This window comes from Litchfieldia alkalitelluris (genome assembly GCF_002019645.1).
In the GTDB taxonomy this organism is placed as follows: Bacteria; Bacillota; Bacilli; order Bacillales; family Bacillaceae_L; genus Litchfieldia; species Litchfieldia alkalitelluris.
In genome coordinates this window covers 1,439,550-1,454,199 of the sequence record NZ_KV917374.1, presented here as the reverse complement: position 1 = coordinate 1,454,199, position 14,650 = coordinate 1,439,550, and the positions used below count along the sequence as shown (strand labels likewise).

Annotated in this window: 15 protein-coding genes, 1 other RNA gene and 1 other annotated feature; of the genes, 3 read left to right on the top strand and 13 right to left on the bottom strand. The window is 35.1% G+C overall.

Annotated elements, in window-relative coordinates; genetic code table 11:
* Nucleotides 1-145: 145 nt before the first annotated feature.
* Complete coding sequence (locus tag BK579_RS06750; protein WP_078544464.1) at nucleotides 146-2,866, bottom strand: tetratricopeptide repeat protein; 2,721 nt, start codon at nucleotides 2,864-2,866, stop codon at nucleotides 146-148.
* A gap of 222 nt (nucleotides 2,867-3,088) precedes the next feature.
* Between BK579_RS06750 and ssrS the strand changes: the two genes are divergently transcribed.
* A non-coding RNA gene (gene ssrS / locus BK579_RS06745) (6S RNA) lies at nucleotides 3,089-3,277 on the top strand.
* Nucleotides 3,278-3,377: 100 nt separating this feature from the next.
* Here the strand turns inward: ssrS and BK579_RS06740 are convergent.
* From BK579_RS06740 to leuS, 7 genes are all read right to left on the bottom strand, one after another.
* Nucleotides 3,378-4,133 carry a CPBP family intramembrane glutamic endopeptidase gene (locus BK579_RS06740; RefSeq protein WP_078544463.1) on the bottom strand — a complete coding sequence of 252 codons (756 nt, stop codon included), beginning with the start codon at nucleotides 4,131-4,133 and terminating at the stop codon, nucleotides 3,378-3,380.
* Nucleotides 4,130-4,687, bottom strand: coding sequence for a hypothetical protein (locus tag BK579_RS06735; RefSeq protein WP_078544462.1), 558 nt, complete (start codon nucleotides 4,685-4,687; stop codon nucleotides 4,130-4,132). Before BK579_RS06735 ends, BK579_RS06740 begins: the two co-directional genes overlap by 4 nt.
* 24 nt (nucleotides 4,688-4,711) lie before the next feature.
* Nucleotides 4,712-5,152, bottom strand: a complete 441-nt coding sequence (locus tag BK579_RS06730) for a MarR family winged helix-turn-helix transcriptional regulator (protein WP_169891081.1) — start codon at nucleotides 5,150-5,152, stop codon at nucleotides 4,712-4,714.
* A gap of 194 nt (nucleotides 5,153-5,346) precedes the next feature.
* Nucleotides 5,347-5,652, bottom strand: a complete 306-nt coding sequence (locus tag BK579_RS06725) for a rhodanese-like domain-containing protein (RefSeq protein WP_078544460.1) — start codon at nucleotides 5,650-5,652, stop codon at nucleotides 5,347-5,349.
* Nucleotides 5,653-5,844: 192 nt separating this feature from the next.
* On the bottom strand, nucleotides 5,845-6,033 hold the full coding sequence (locus BK579_RS06720) for a DUF6254 family protein (RefSeq protein WP_078544459.1): 189 nt from the start codon (nucleotides 6,031-6,033) through the stop codon (nucleotides 5,845-5,847).
* Nucleotides 6,034-6,088: 55 nt separating this feature from the next.
* The gene (locus BK579_RS06715) at nucleotides 6,089-6,316 is read right to left on the bottom strand and encodes a hypothetical protein (RefSeq protein WP_078544458.1); all 228 of its coding nucleotides are present in this window, start codon (nucleotides 6,314-6,316) and stop codon (nucleotides 6,089-6,091) included.
* 187 nt (nucleotides 6,317-6,503) lie between these two features.
* Nucleotides 6,504-8,915 carry a leucine--tRNA ligase gene (leuS, locus tag BK579_RS06710; protein ID WP_078544457.1) on the bottom strand — a complete coding sequence of 804 codons (2,412 nt, stop codon included), beginning with the start codon at nucleotides 8,913-8,915 and terminating at the stop codon, nucleotides 6,504-6,506.
* A gap of 219 nt (nucleotides 8,916-9,134) precedes the next feature.
* Nucleotides 9,135-9,385: a binding site (T-box leader), on the bottom strand.
* Between the two features lie 162 nt (nucleotides 9,386-9,547).
* Between leuS and BK579_RS06705 the strand changes: the two genes are divergently transcribed.
* Both BK579_RS06705 and BK579_RS06700 read left to right on the top strand, forming a co-directional pair.
* Entirely contained in the window at nucleotides 9,548-10,255 is a 708-nt protein-coding gene (locus BK579_RS06705) for a DUF1129 domain-containing protein (protein ID WP_078544456.1), read from the top strand.
* Nucleotides 10,255-11,004 carry a hypothetical protein gene (locus BK579_RS06700; protein WP_078544455.1) on the top strand — a complete coding sequence of 250 codons (750 nt, stop codon included), beginning with the start codon at nucleotides 10,255-10,257 and terminating at the stop codon, nucleotides 11,002-11,004. The genes BK579_RS06705 and BK579_RS06700 overlap by 1 nt, the downstream gene beginning before the upstream one ends.
* A gap of 139 nt (nucleotides 11,005-11,143) precedes the next feature.
* Here the strand turns inward: BK579_RS06700 and BK579_RS06695 are convergent, their stop codons facing one another.
* The 5 genes from BK579_RS06695 to BK579_RS06675 form a co-directional block, all read right to left on the bottom strand.
* The gene (locus BK579_RS06695; RefSeq protein WP_078544454.1) at nucleotides 11,144-11,602 is read right to left on the bottom strand and encodes a DUF1259 domain-containing protein; all 459 of its coding nucleotides are present in this window, start codon (nucleotides 11,600-11,602) and stop codon (nucleotides 11,144-11,146) included.
* A gap of 68 nt (nucleotides 11,603-11,670) precedes the next feature.
* Nucleotides 11,671-11,940 (bottom strand): YfjL-like protein, encoded by a 270-nt coding sequence (locus tag BK579_RS06690; protein WP_078544453.1) that lies wholly within the window; start codon nucleotides 11,938-11,940, stop codon nucleotides 11,671-11,673.
* 150 nt (nucleotides 11,941-12,090) lie between these two features.
* Nucleotides 12,091-12,867 (bottom strand): 3-hydroxybutyrate dehydrogenase, encoded by a 777-nt coding sequence (locus tag BK579_RS06685; protein WP_078544451.1) that lies wholly within the window; start codon nucleotides 12,865-12,867, stop codon nucleotides 12,091-12,093.
* A gap of 170 nt (nucleotides 12,868-13,037) precedes the next feature.
* A complete protein-coding gene (locus BK579_RS06680) occupies nucleotides 13,038-13,706 on the bottom strand; it encodes a CoA transferase subunit B (RefSeq protein ID WP_078544449.1) in 669 nt (222 codons plus the stop codon).
* Nucleotides 13,707-13,722: 16 nt separating this feature from the next.
* Nucleotides 13,723-14,412 carry a CoA transferase subunit A gene (locus BK579_RS06675; protein ID WP_078544447.1) on the bottom strand — a complete coding sequence of 230 codons (690 nt, stop codon included), beginning with the start codon at nucleotides 14,410-14,412 and terminating at the stop codon, nucleotides 13,723-13,725.
* Nucleotides 14,413-14,650 lie beyond the last annotated feature (238 nt).

Sequence of the window (14,650 nt, the reverse complement as noted above, 5' to 3'; positions counted from 1 at the left end):
CATAAAGTTACTTGGATTGCCTTTTTTTACAGGATAAGAAGTGTTTAATTCGAATTAGGTTTGTGCCCAACTCCTAGCCTTTAAGCGTTTTCGACTTTAGGTCATAAGCCTTTAGGCGTACGCCACAGTAGTGGTACTATGTTGATCATGATTCTAATAACTCTATTTCTCTTCTCCCTGTCATTAATTCGTATTGACGAATTCTCACCTCAAATAGCGCTAAAGCATCACGAAACACCTCAGGATTACTATTCATCAAATGTAATAGTTCTCTCTTCTCATCTGTCTCGATGATGGTTTCTTCTACAATTGCTTTTAATGTCTGTAACGGTTCTTTAAAGAACATGGTGATATCACGTTCTATCGCTTTTTCAAAAAATTCAAATTGGGATAAAAACTGAGTTGTTACTTTGGCAATTACATCATCATAGCTTTTGTTCTCAATAAATTGTTTATATTTATTAAGCAGTACTGTTTTTTGTGGGATAGCCCCTAATAGTTTTCCAGCGCTTTTAAATAAAAGCTGTGAAGGTGAAAATCGAAGAAAGATATCTACTTCACCAATTTGTATTCTGTTTGATAATCGATCTGCATCCCGTTTCCAATCATCTAAAACTTTGAAATCACAATTCAACTTTATTTTTTCCTCACCATATAAACGATTTAAGCTTTCACACAGATCCTCTAAATTTAACCTACTTTCATTAAAGTGATCATTTGCTTCCGTAATCCATTCTTGAATAGATACTAAAAACAGCGGCTCTATTATTGACCTTAGAAACTTCTCTATCTTCTTATTCATTTCTTTATTAAGATTACTATGAAGCTCCTTAAGATCACTTTCTTCATTTACTAACTCACTAACTTTTTTTAATTGCAAAGGAAGATTGCTTTTTATTTCTTCAGCGATTTTAGTTTTAATCTCACCATAGTTCGCAGTTATTTTTTGAATTTTTTCCTTTTCCACATCCTGCAATTGATGAATTGCACCATTCAATTTAGACGTCATTTCTTTGTTAAAAGAGATATTCTCATTTAAATACTTCTCCAACTGATGTCTTGTTTTCACCATTGCCTTTAAAGTATCCTTAGTACTTTTTATGATTTTCTCTGAACGAACTCTGAGCAAATCGTTATAAACGATTCCAAGATTCACTAAATCATTGAACATTGACGTATCAGAAGATTTGAAAGCAATGATTGATGCACTAGGGTCATAACTATTAATCTTAGCTTTTGTCACCTTTAACACTCTTTGAATTTCTTGTTCACTGTAACCCTCTTCTATTTCAGTCAGAATAAATACGACTGGTAACTCTGGTGATTTTTTCTTTATCTTTAGAAGAAGGTCTTTTTCTTTATCTGTAAATGGGGAATGAATATTTAATACAAATAAAAGTTTATCTACATAATTGACATAACTAAGGAATTCATCACAATTACACGGAGCATCTAATAGTGTTAAGTGATGTTCTTTTAGGCTTTTTACTGGCAGTTTAATGTTTAATAAGGCATGATCATTTTTTTCTTGATGTTCCCTTGATAAAAAGTGATATTTTGGCAGATTGGCTACTTCTCTTTTTTCTTTCATTGATATTTCGACTAGCTCTTCTTTATCACCATAACCAAAGGACATCATACATGAAGAAGGTCCTTCTAACACTTGTTCGCCAAGTATGTAATCTCTTATACTAATTTTCCCACGTTCACTAGTACCAACAACCATAAGGTTTTTAGTTGTTAAATCTAAAATATTATTTGCTAAATGTCTAAAGCGGAGATCAATAGTAAGACTCTGTTTGTCCGCCCATCTTTGAATTGAATGATAGAGTTCTGTAACAAAGGTGAGAGATTCGCTAGAAACATTAGTGGCATGATAAGAAACCTTCGCATGTTCAATTACTTCCGTAGAGAAAAAGCTAGGCCGTATTTCGCTCCAAGCAACAATTGCAGCTGCAGGAAATGTCTTCTTTGTTGGATTTGATAGATGAAACCAATTTACCAACACTCCTGAAAGAAGGTCCTCAATATCGTGCAGTAGGAACGTTCCAGCTGTTAAATCCAAATAAATTTCCTGATACATATTTGTTACCTTTTTCCATGGGTGGAATTTATCTAGTTCTAACGAATTCAACAGACTTTCTACTTCTTCAATCCAATTTAAACAATATTGACCATCTTTATACGAATTCCATTTTTCATGTAAATGATCTTCAAAACGATTCAGATCTAGTTGATGAAGTTTAAGTAGGTAATCCGTAAAGTAGGAAGGAACGATTTCAGCTGTTATTCCCTTTTTAATATAGGATAGAATTGTATCAAACCAACAAAGTTCTTCCGTTCGAATTGCTTCATTCACCGCAAGCTCGATGGCATGTTCCCAATTCTTTTGCTCCTCAAAAAACGACCGAGCTAAATCTGTTACCCCTTTGTAATCTGGATTGAGTGATACTATTTCTTTGATTAAGTCTTTTGCAGAATCAACTTTACCTTGAGTCCAATAAAGAGAAAATAATTTCAGGGCCACTTCTGTTGCTAGAACTTGATTTTCGGCAGATATAGATAAATAAAGTTCTTCCGCATTTGGTAGCAAATCTAATTCAACATAGGCATCCGCCATATTTTTCTTTGCCCAAAAGCTTAATTCATTTTCAATGTTTTCCCATTTAAAAATCGCAGTTTCATAATCTTTATGTTGAAAATAAAGCTCTCCTTGAGCAAATCGAATATATGAAAGGTCACAAAATTCATTCTGATGCTCAGCAAAATACAATTCTCCTAAAACCGTAATAGGCTCTATATTACTCTCTTTTGTTAAATACCTAGTATAATACTTTTTTTCTATAAGTATTTCTTCTTTACTCATACTCTTCCCCCTAAAGTTTGTTTATGAAGAGCTTACGACAGAATTCTTCAATATACTATTCGTATGTTATTTGTATTCTAACAGTGTAGTTTAACAAAAATATGTCAATTTAATTGCAATTTTACTACAGAGAGCAATTGGTTCTTTTTCTAACAGATATTAGTGGTAGCACTGGAAGGAATTGACCTTTGTCATACATGTTTCTTTCCTGTATTATAAATACATAAGCTACATTGTTCGTAATGATAATTAAGTTTTAACCTTTATGCTGTTATAGGGAGTTTTACATTGTTGCAGGAATGTCACGCCTCCATTTGCTTGAGGACGACAGGATTGCAATTGCAAACACCCACTTTGAGGAGTGGTGGTTTAAAACTTTCTTATGTGAGTTACGGCAAATGCGGCTTACTGACTAAAACATACCAAACCAGCTTCCAATCGGGGGCTGGTTTTTTTATATTTGCGGTTTTTTAGGATAAAAGAGGCATGGTATCTTTTTGTTAGAATCAAACTATGTTTTGATAGTCTTTTCTGATATATTACTTTCTACAACATCACCGATTTTTCCTACATAGTCAATTAAAAAATGCAAAATAATTAGGGGGATAATTGATCCAAAACCTATAAATAAAATTGAAAATATAAAACCAAATAATGTTGTTTTTAAGACGTTTAATGCTCCCTGATAGGTATGCGCTAATCCAAATAATACAGAAGAAATGATGAGCACCCACCAAATAGACAATGAAGGAAACAAGGAATATAAAGCAAAAATGGCGAATCCTCTATAAATGATTTCTTCGGTAATGCCAGCCGTCCATGAAACATAAGTCCATACCGTTTTATCCTGTGCCGTGACAGGCATGATATCAACGAACTTACTTTTTTTCATTTCTTCACTTTTTATTCTATTAATTTCACTCCTCATTTTAGTACTCAGGTTTGAGCCAATGATGTAATAACAAAGACTAAGTAAATAGATGATAACTAACACAAAAGCTCCGTACGTAACTGGTTTACCAAGGATCGTAGTATTAATAACTATATTACTTAGGCCAATATTATGCAGAGTAAAGGGACTAAAAATAATAAAGCATAAAATTGCGATTGTTGGAATCCATAGTCCAATCATTACTTTCTTATAATATTTAATCCTTTCTTCACTATTGATGTGTACTCTTTCTTTGAATTTTTGATAATCAAAGTATCCATAAAGTGGCTCATACAAACAAAGATATAACAGCATTGCCCAGAAAAATAGAATCATTGAATATTCTCCTCCTTACTCTGCATAAAAGTTCTTAAAAATGCCTCTTTATCATCAACAGTAAAGAAAACTCGATCAACCGTTGATTTAATACCTAAGGGAGATTTCACTTCGATTGGTTGATTTAAAATCACTTCATAGCTCGGCGATTCCAATCCTAGTAAAGATAAATCCAACATATTCTTTTGTTTTTTATCACTTTCATAATTTATGCTTCCACTAATTATTTCTTTGATATTATTTAGCTTTAACGACACCTCTGGCCGTATTCCTATTTTTAATGAAAGGTTTGAAGCATTTAAGGTTATTGGAGTTTTATTAACTGTTTTTAATTCGATAATTAAAAATAACAAGACTGATATCCCAATAAGTAAATGAATCCAATGGATGATTGGATTCCAGTTGTATAGAAGAAAAGATACACCAACCGTTTCTACTACCGTTACAGTAATCATGGCCCAAACAAAACCAATATATCCAGACTCTTTGTGATAAGTAAAATTAACTGAGTTATTGATACTCGACGTTTTTGCATCTTGGACAATCAAACTCATATCATTTCCTCTCTCCCTGAGCTACTATTCATGCTCCGTAACAACTAATTCATGTAATTTCTTTAGTATTTGATGGTACTTAATAATATCTTCTTCAGGTAGTTTCATAAAATATTTCTCTAAAACCATTTCATCTACCATGTTCATTTCATGAAAGAAGCTTTCCCCCTTCTCATCTAACAACACAAATACTTCTCTCCGATTATCTTTATTTACCTCCCTTTTAACATACTGATTATTTTCTAACTTTCGGACGAATTGACTTGCTGCACTTGGAGTGCCATTTATAAGTTCAGCTACTTCGTTCATATTTAACTTCTTCTTCTTTTCTAACACGGAAAGAACGACAGATTGCTTGGATGACAAATCATGGTCATCCAAAATTTTTTTATATTCTTTAATAAATACAGATTTAATTCCGTCAGAATATTCATTTGCCTCTATTAAGATCTTCTTTATATCCACTGCAAATCTCCTTTGATTAATTTTTATTAACTTTTTATTTTTATAAACATTTAAGTTATCTTAACTATTTTATATTATAAAATCTTCCATCATACAACTACAATCAGGAAAATTTTTGAAATCATAAAAAAGATGTTTTAATTTTCACCACCTGGACCGGTGTCGAATTTTAAAACATCTGTTTCAATCAAATTTTATTTAGTTTCTCCTGTCCACTCTAGCATCCCGCCAATCATATTACGGACGTTATAGCCTTGTTCTTGAAGATAATAGCAGACATTTTCACTTCTACGTCCTGAACGACAAATAAATATGTATTCTTTATCTTTTTCAAAATAGTCAAGATTCGCTGGAATTTCTCCCATTTTAATGTGCTTTGCACCTGGTACCATACCAAACTCTACTTCTTCATCCTCACGAACATCGACAAGCTCAAGCTTCTCACCATTTTCAAGCTTCTGTTTCAATTCCTCTGGTGTAATTATATCTATTTCAGACATATTTCTCATCCTTTCAACACAAACATATACTTATTATAATCAAATTAAAATATTAATACAAAACCACAAGACTCAGGACTTGGAATTTTGCTTGCGCAGGTAAGAATTAAATACTTTAATTTAAAATCCAAGTTATTACCCAGATCATTTATTACAATTTAAAAAGTTGCCGAAGCAACTTTAATAAAGCTATTACTTATTCTCGTTTTTTCCAGCTTCTTCAGCTAATTGTTCAAAGGTTTTTACCTTCCCATGTGGATTTTGCTCTTGCTTTCTTTCTCTCCACAGTCTTTCTTTTTCACGTTTTGAATGACTCATAATATTTTTCAGCCCCTTTATTCTAAAGTGTAGAACAATTTTAGAATAACCTCGGCTAGTCATTTTAATCCTCCAAATAAAAAGAAGATATGGAACGGTTCCATATCCTCCTCAGAATTTAATAGTATCCGTGATATCCGCCATATCCCCCGTATCCAGGACCCCAATGGTGTCCGTGGTGGTGGTGATGATGGTGACCATGGTGACCATGGTGACCAAAGTGATGTCCATGATGGTGTCCGTAATGATGCCCATGATGATGGTGGTGTCCAAATCCATATGGTGAGTAATAAGGGTTTAAATCAAAACCATACCCAAAACCTGAATATGTTTGTGGAAATAACAAGTAAAGCAGCCCCTTCCAGTTTATGTTCTTCTTACCCTTTCATGTTATGAAAAACTGATTTCTAAAGAGGCTTTTCTTATAAGAAATGGGCTTTTAATTTATGGGATCTTTATAACACTATTTGATGAAGTCAGTCTTACAGTAAAAAAAACGTACAAGAAAATTTCCTGTACGTTTTTTTGTTCAACTAATTAGCAACGATATTCACTAATTTACCTGGCACCGCAATCACTTTTCGAACTGTTTTTCCTTCTATTTGCTCTTTCACTTCACCCATAGCAATTTCTTCAAGCTTTTCTCTTGAAGCATCTGCAGGGACATTAAGCTTCGCTTTTACTTTACCATTAATTTGAATAACGATTTCAATTTCATCATCCACTAATTTTGCTTCATCGAATGCTGGCCATGCTTCAAATGAAAGTGACTTTTCATGTCCAAGTTTGTTCCAAAGCTCTTCTGAAATATGTGGAGCAACAGGAGATAATAGCTTTACAAAGCCTTCAATGTACTTGGCTGGAAGCTCAGTTGCTTTATACGCTTCATTGATAAACACCATTAACTGTGAAATTGCCGTATTAAAGCGTAAACCCTCGTAGTCTTCTGTCACTTTTTTCACTGTTTGATGATATACGCGTTCTAATGAGCCGCCTTCTTCTACATCTTTAATCTTGCCTGTGATTTGTCCATTATCATCTACTAATAAGCGCCACACACGATCAAGGAATCGACGTGAACCGTCTAAGCCATTTTCGGACCAAGCAATGGATGCATCAAGTGGACCCATAAACATTTCGTATAAACGTAATGTATCAGCACCATGACTCTTTATAATATCATCAGGGTTAACTACATTCCCTTTAGACTTACTCATTTTTTCATTGTTTTCACCAAGAATCATCCCTTGATTAAATAACTTTTGGAATGGCTCTTTTGTTGTAACCACACCTACATCGTATAAAACTTTGTGCCAGAAACGAGCATATAATAAGTGAAGAACCGCATGCTCAGCACCACCAATGTAGATATCAACTGGTAACCATTCTTTTAATTTCTCAGGATCTGCTAAATGTTCTTCATTATCTGGATCAATATATCGTAGGTAATACCAGCAGCTACCAGCCCATTGTGGCATTGTATTTGTTTCACGACGACCTTTTTTACCTGTCTTCTCATCAACAACATTTACCCACTCTTCAATATTAGCAAGTGGTGATTCACCTGTTCCTGACGGCTTAATATTTGTTGTTTTTGGAAGCATTAATGGTAGTTCTTCTTCTGGAAGAGCAGTCATTGTGCCATCTTCCCAATGAATAATTGGTATAGGCTCACCCCAGTAACGCTGACGGCTGAATAACCAGTCACGTAAACGATAAGTTGTTTCCTTTTTCCCTTTTTCGTTTTGAACAAGCCAATCAATCATTGCTGTAATGGCTTCCTCTTTATTCATGCCATTTAAGAAGTCGGAGTTCACATGATCTCCATCCCCAGTGTAAGCCTCTTTTGTGACATCCCCACCAGATACAACTTCTTTAATTGGCAACTCAAATTTCACTGCAAATTCGTAATCACGCTCATCATGTGCTGGAACTGCCATAATTGCTCCAGTACCATAGCTCATTAATACATAATCAGCAATCCAGATTGGCATTTTCTCATTATTTACTGGGTTAATTGCATATGCCCCTGTAAAAACACCGGTTTTATCCTTCGCTAAATCTGTACGTTCTAAATCACTTTTACTTTTCACTTTATCCAAGTAAGCAGCTACTGCTTGCTTTTGATCTTCTGTTGTAATTTTATCAACAAAAGGATGCTCTGGTGCAAGAACTGCATAGGTTGCGCCGAATAAAGTATCTGGACGTGTTGTAAATACAGTAAATGTCTCATCATGCTGATCAATATTAAATGTCACATGTGCTCCTTCACTTTTTCCGATCCAGTTACGTTGCATTTCCTTTAAGCTTTCTGGCCAATCAAGCTCCTCTAAGTCTTCAAGTAAGCGGTCTGCATATTTAGTAATTCTTAACACCCATTGTCTCATTGGACGGCGTTCTACAGGATGCCCTCCACGCTCACTCTTTCCATCAATCACTTCTTCATTTGCAAGTACTGTCCCTAGTGCTGGGCACCAGTTTACAGCTACTTCATCAACATAAGCTAATCCTTTTTCATATAGCTTCGTAAAAATCCATTGAGTCCATTTATAGTATTTAGGATCTGTTGTATTTACTTCACGATCCCAATCATATGAGAAGCCAAGTTCTTTAATTTGACGGCGGAATGTGTTGATATTTTTCTCCGTAAATTCCGCTGGATCATTTCCAGTGTCTAATGCATATTGCTCAGCAGGCAAACCGAATGCATCCCAGCCCATTGGATGTAACACATTATAGCCCTGCATACGCTTCATTCTTGCTAAAATATCAGTTGCCGTATAACCTTCTGGATGACCAACATGTAGCCCCGCTCCTGAAGGATATGGAAACATATCTAACGCATAAAACTTACGCTTTCCTTTATCTTCAGTTGTACGGAACGTTTTATTTTGTTCCCAATATTGCTGCCACTTTTTTTCAATATCCTGGTGTTTATAGCTCATCTTTATCCTCCTATAGAAACTCTTTTTAAACATGGTTATTTTCGTAAACTTTGTTGCTCTTAAACGGTATAGAAAGCACTATTAAATAGGTAGAGTGGCATCTTTTCTTCCGACACTCTGACTCTCTATTGTATAGTAACAACAATTTAACCTCTATAATTTGTCGATTAGCAACAAGGTTTTAGAAAAGACCTTAAATATAAAAAACCCCTCATCCCAAATAGGGACGAGAGGATTATGTATTAATCTCCCGCGGTACCACCCACATTAGTGTTGTTACGCTTATTTGCGTAATGCACTCGCTTCATTCATCCGTAACGCGGACCAAACGACAAGCGCTATTTTACGAAATATCGTATTTCACACCTGCAACTCAAAGGCGAGTTCATGAACAACCAATGATTGACTTGCACCGACCGTCAACTCTCTAGGCATTGTTACTCACTACTACTCCTTATCAACGCTTATAAGTAATATAAGATTATAATGTGTATTGTATAGAATTTGCAACTAAACTGCAAGTGCTATCAAGAAAAATAGGCTTGCTCCTAGATATATTTTAACCAAGTAATCTCCTACTAACCATTAACTTCCATTTTCATGTTAAAATTCATACAAAGGAGTGTGAATCCATGGATTTTACTATTAACTTATCAAATAGCCTTCCTTCTATGATTATTACAGTTGTTACATGGGCAATTGTTGTGGTGTGGTTTATCTATCTTTATAAAAAGAGTGAGAAACCACCTGTGTGGAAAGCCATTCTTATTCTCATACTTGGAATCTTCTCTTTTAGCTTTAATTTTGATGCTCTACGAATTCCTATTTTACCACTTGGAGTTTGGATTGCTTATTGGATTTTAAAAAGAGACGGACAAATGGAGTTATGGCAACGATATCGAAAATTTGCTTGGTTAGGTTTTTGGGCGAATTTCATTTTTTTGATAGGAGCATTAATCACTAGTCCATTGCATTCTGTTTTATATCCAAAAGATGAAATCTCTACATATATCTCTAAATTCGACGAAGCCGAGATTGTTGTTACACACCCGAGTGCTAACGAAATAGAACTTATAAACGATGTTGGTTCCTTGTTAGATGGATTTAAAAAACAACAAGTAGATAGTATTCAGTGGTTTGAAGAGGTGCATTTTGCTGAGGAAGATGAACAAAAAGAAAGATTTCCATATCAAATGGTTAAAACGAAACCTAAAGGTGGGAGTCAGCTTCAAACGGTTATTTTCGTAGAACGGGATGGAAAAGGACTTTTAATCACAACACCAACTGAACAGTTTTATTATCGTTCGGAGAACTCCTTGATTAAGGAGGGAGATCAATAATGGCTAAACGTAAAACGATTCTAATTTTCTTAAATCTTACTATTATAAGCATTACTGGCTACATCTTTTATTGGTACTATCCAAGTAGTCCTAGTTCCTTTTTAACCGAAGAAGAAATAAAAAATGAGGTCAATCCTTATCATTTAAGTGCTAAGATCGAGAAAGTTCAGGATATTATCTATTTAGATAAAAGTCATGTGTTTGTCCCTTATATCACTACTGAAGGGGAATATGCTGCTAGCTATTGGTATTATGAAAAGCGCAAATGGCACACCCACTATGTGGGGACAATCAGCACTCCTTTATTAGTCAGCACAAATCCAAAGGATGCTTCAACCTACCACTTTATTTGGAACCTACATCCCGGGGATGACTTACAATCTCTAGAGTTTTTATTGTTAAAACGAAGAAATTACTCAGTTTCTAATGGCGTTGAAACCTATATTCCTGGGCTACAAATGAGATTTTCAACAAAGCTTACTGAACAGCCCTACGGGTATGTAAAATTACCACAAGAATTTGTAGAGGTTTTGAATGATACGATTCAATTAGAATCTGCTCAAATGGAGAAAATGTATTATAATGGGGTTTTTTCGTCACTCTCAACTGAATTCGCGTGGAGTTCACTTGATGAATCTGGGACTATTGTCTATCCAGAACTATCTATTGGTGGGGGAGGAAGTGGTGGGGGAAATTCTCTTATATTTGTAAGATTTATAGGAGAAGACGAAGAATTATTCGGCTATTAGACGGATAAAATCAGGAGCTATAAGTAAAACAGCAGTGGAAATATCTTTGTTTCTTCTACATTCCTAAGAAAGTGAATCAAGATCACCTAGATTCACTTCCTCTTTTTTTTTACACAATATTGGAATGGGACCGTTATTATTACTTTGTGTTGTTTATAGCCTTCTTGATTATCTCAGCTTGTAGAGTTAAATCACCAATTCCCTGAAAATGCACGTAAAAAATTCTGGGATTTTCATGAATCATATGGTTATGTATAGCGGAAACTTCCAAATTACCTTCTCTCAACTGATCGATGACTGGGTTCACTTCATCTTCTAATAAAGCAAGTTCCCCCATAACAGCTGTTTCATTCCCGACATTTTCAAGAGCGAAATGAAATACAAGCTCCATCGTTTCAGGCGATAGTTTCATACCCATATGTGTAACATTAAGATTCGTGCGAACAATTTCAACAGTACATATTCCATTTTCCCCTTCAACTTTTGCATCCTTAAAAACTTTTTCAATTACATCGCAGCTTTTTTTTTCGGCTGCTTGCAATACTGTTGGAAAGCTGGTTGATAAGAGAAAAACAATCATTAGTATCCACTTTTTCATTTAATACACTTCCTTTTTCTCTTATCATTCCATTATCTGTAAAGTTAATTCCACCTTTATTACATGCACTAAAATTCTTCACCAACAACTTTACCTTTCTTCACATTAATATTTCCTTCAATACCAAAATCCTTTGATACTACATGGACAATATACACAGCTTCACCGGGATAATATCCTACATTAGATATTGTAAAAGATTGATCTGGATAATTCTCATTCATATAATCTTCTACTATTTCTCTGCTTTTTGCTTTAGCTAAGGGATTTCCGTTTATTCCAAAATATAATGAGCCAACTATAACTAAAGAAAGTAAAATAATTAGTTTTGTTTTCATGGTATCTTACCACCCTTCTTATCAATGTAATATATTACCTATAGTGTAATTTTACATCTTTAATAACTAATTTACAACATTTTTTACCACAACAAAAAAATCCTACGGGCTACAACCAACCCATAGGACATTAAACATTTATTACATTACCTACTGCGCGGTATACCCACCATCAATCACACACGCTTGCCCAGTAATCCCTCTTGCTCCATCACTTGCTAAATACATGACATAACTTGCAATCTCACCAACTTGTAATAATCGTTTTTGAGGAACTAATGGGTAAATCACTTCTTCAAGTACCCTTTCCAATGGAACATTCCTTGCTGCCGCTAAGTCACTTAGTTGGTTGCGAACAAGTGGTGTATCAACATATCCGGGACAAACGGCATTTACCGTTACACCATATTCGGCGGCTTCAAGTGCTGTCACCTTCGTTAGCCCTATCACGCCATGCTTCGCACTATTATAGGCGGCCTTGCCCGCAAAGCCGACTAATCCATTAATTGATGCCATATTAATAATCCGCCCAAACATTTGTTGCTTCATAATTGGTAGTGCATACTTAATGGCAATAAAAGGTGCAGTAAGCATAATTTTCACAAGAAGCTCGAATCGATCTGTTGGAAAATCTTCAATTGGGGATACATGTTGCATGCCCGCATTATTGATTAATACATCAATACGTCCAAATTCGTTCACCGTATAGTTAATACTAGCTTCTAAATCTTGTTCACTAGTAACATCACACCTTTTTCCAACCACACTAAAACCTTTTTCTTGAAGACTATTTGCTGCATTTAAAACTCCATCTTCATTCAGATCTGTTAGAACAACCTTGGCACCATTTTCTGCAAAAACACGCCCAATTTCAAAACCAATCCCTTGTGCTCCTCCTGTTATTAAAACCACTTTATCTGTTACCAAGACATTTCCTCCTAATTCCAGATTCCAAGATCTAATGAGAATGATAGAAACCAATCGCTAGCTCAATTGATTAAATGAGAGTTACTAGAAAACCACAGCTCCAATTAATAGTTTATGTAACGACCACTTGACACCAACTGTTATAATTGCACATCCACATCCCCCTGTTTCTAGTTAACGAACTTTGTAAACTTTACCTTTTCAACTATTAATTCTGGTTCGGTCGATGCTTGAATTTCTTCAATCGTAAATCCTTCGAAGACCTCAACCAACTTTAACCCTTGCGTTGTTACATCAATTACTGCTCGGTCAGTAATAATTCGATTTACCACCGCTTGCCCAGTTAACGGCAGACTACATTTATTAACAATCTTTGGTGAACCATCTTTACTCACATGTTCCATAATGACGATTATTTTTTTCGCACCATGAACAAGATCCATTGCGCCTCCCATCCCTTTAATCATCTTTCCAGGTATCATCCAATTTGCTAAATCTCCAGTCAGTGAAACCTCCATACCACCTAATATTGCAATATCGACATGTCCTCCTCTTATCATCGCAAAGGATTCTGCACTATCAAAATAAGCAGCACCTGGAATGGAGGTCACCGTTTCTTTCCCTGCATTAATTAAATCAGGGTCGACTTGATCTTCTTTGGGATATGGCCCAATTCCGAGTAGACCGTTCTCTGATTGAAGAACAACTTGTTTAGAATCACTGATAAAATTCGCTACAAGGGTTGGCATACCAATTCCAAGGTTTACATAGTAACCGTTTTCAATTTCTTTTTCAGCACGTTTTGCAATTCGTTCCCTTATCGTTTGTTTATTTACCATCTTAAGGTTACCTCCTTTACTTTGATACTGTTAGTCTCTCAATTTTCTTATGTTGTTTCCCTACAACCATTCTTTGAACATAAATACTAGGAGTATGAATATGATCTGGATTTAGTTCTCCGATTTCAACCAACTCTTCGACCTCTGCAATTGTAATCTTCCCTGCTGCTGCAACACCGGGATTAAAGTTACGAGCAGTTTTGTTATAAATGAGATTTCCCATTTTATCTCCCTTACTCGCTCTCACTAAACTAAAATCAGCAGTTATTGCATGCTCTAATACATATTGCTTTCCATCAAATTCTCTTACTTCCTTTCCTTCAGCGACAGGCGTTCCCACCCCAGCTGGTGTAAAAAATGCGGGGATTCCTGCTCCACCTGCCCGGATTCGTTCTGCAAGAGTTCCTTGCGGAGTTAACTCAACCTCAAGTTCACCAGATAAAACCTGTCGCTCAAATTCCTTGTTTTCACCCACATAAGAACCAATCATTTTTTTTATTTGATGACGTTGTAGTAACAGCCCCAATCCCCACTCATCTACCCCACAATTATTAGAAATAACTGTTAAGTCTTTAATGTCTCGCTCCATCAATGCCAGAATCAAATTTTCAGGAATTCCAACTAAACCAAACCCTCCAACCAAAATGGTTGCGCCATCTTGAATATCATTTATAGCTTCTATGAATGAAGTACAGATTGTTTTCAACATGTTTCCCCCTTCCTACACTCTCACAATTCATTTATTGAAAACCATGATAAAATCTTCGAATGAAGATATCATATTTTCGAAAAAAATTAGTTTTCTAGGGATATATTCAGATTCCTAGATTAAACGAATAAAGAAAGCGCTATCATTATAGTATATAAAAAATCATGCATTTTCAGTATATGATTTTCTAAAACTATTAATAAAATGAAAGAAGCCCTTAAACAAGTAAAGGCTT

Coding starts and splice junctions, on each gene's coding strand:
- BK579_RS06750 (WP_078544464.1), bottom strand. CDS start 2,866: ATGAGTAAAGAAGAAATACTTATAGAAAAAAAGTATTATACTAGGTAT.
- BK579_RS06740 (WP_078544463.1), bottom strand. CDS start 4,133: ATGATTCTATTTTTCTGGGCAATGCTGTTATATCTTTGTTTGTATGAG.
- BK579_RS06735 (WP_078544462.1), bottom strand. CDS start 4,687: ATGAGTTTGATTGTCCAAGATGCAAAAACGTCGAGTATCAATAACTCA.
- BK579_RS06725 (WP_078544460.1), bottom strand. CDS start 5,652: ATGTCTGAAATAGATATAATTACACCAGAGGAATTGAAACAGAAGCTT.
- BK579_RS06720 (WP_078544459.1), bottom strand. CDS start 6,033: ATGACTAGCCGAGGTTATTCTAAAATTGTTCTACACTTTAGAATAAAG.
- leuS (WP_078544457.1), bottom strand. CDS start 8,915: ATGAGCTATAAACACCAGGATATTGAAAAAAAGTGGCAGCAATATTGG.
- BK579_RS06705 (WP_078544456.1), top strand. CDS start 9,548: ATGGATTTTACTATTAACTTATCAAATAGCCTTCCTTCTATGATTATT.
- BK579_RS06700 (WP_078544455.1), top strand. CDS start 10,255: ATGGCTAAACGTAAAACGATTCTAATTTTCTTAAATCTTACTATTATA.
- BK579_RS06695 (WP_078544454.1), bottom strand. CDS start 11,602: ATGAAAAAGTGGATACTAATGATTGTTTTTCTCTTATCAACCAGCTTT.
- BK579_RS06690 (WP_078544453.1), bottom strand. CDS start 11,940: ATGAAAACAAAACTAATTATTTTACTTTCTTTAGTTATAGTTGGCTCA.
- BK579_RS06680 (WP_078544449.1), bottom strand. CDS start 13,706: ATGGTAAATAAACAAACGATAAGGGAACGAATTGCAAAACGTGCTGAA.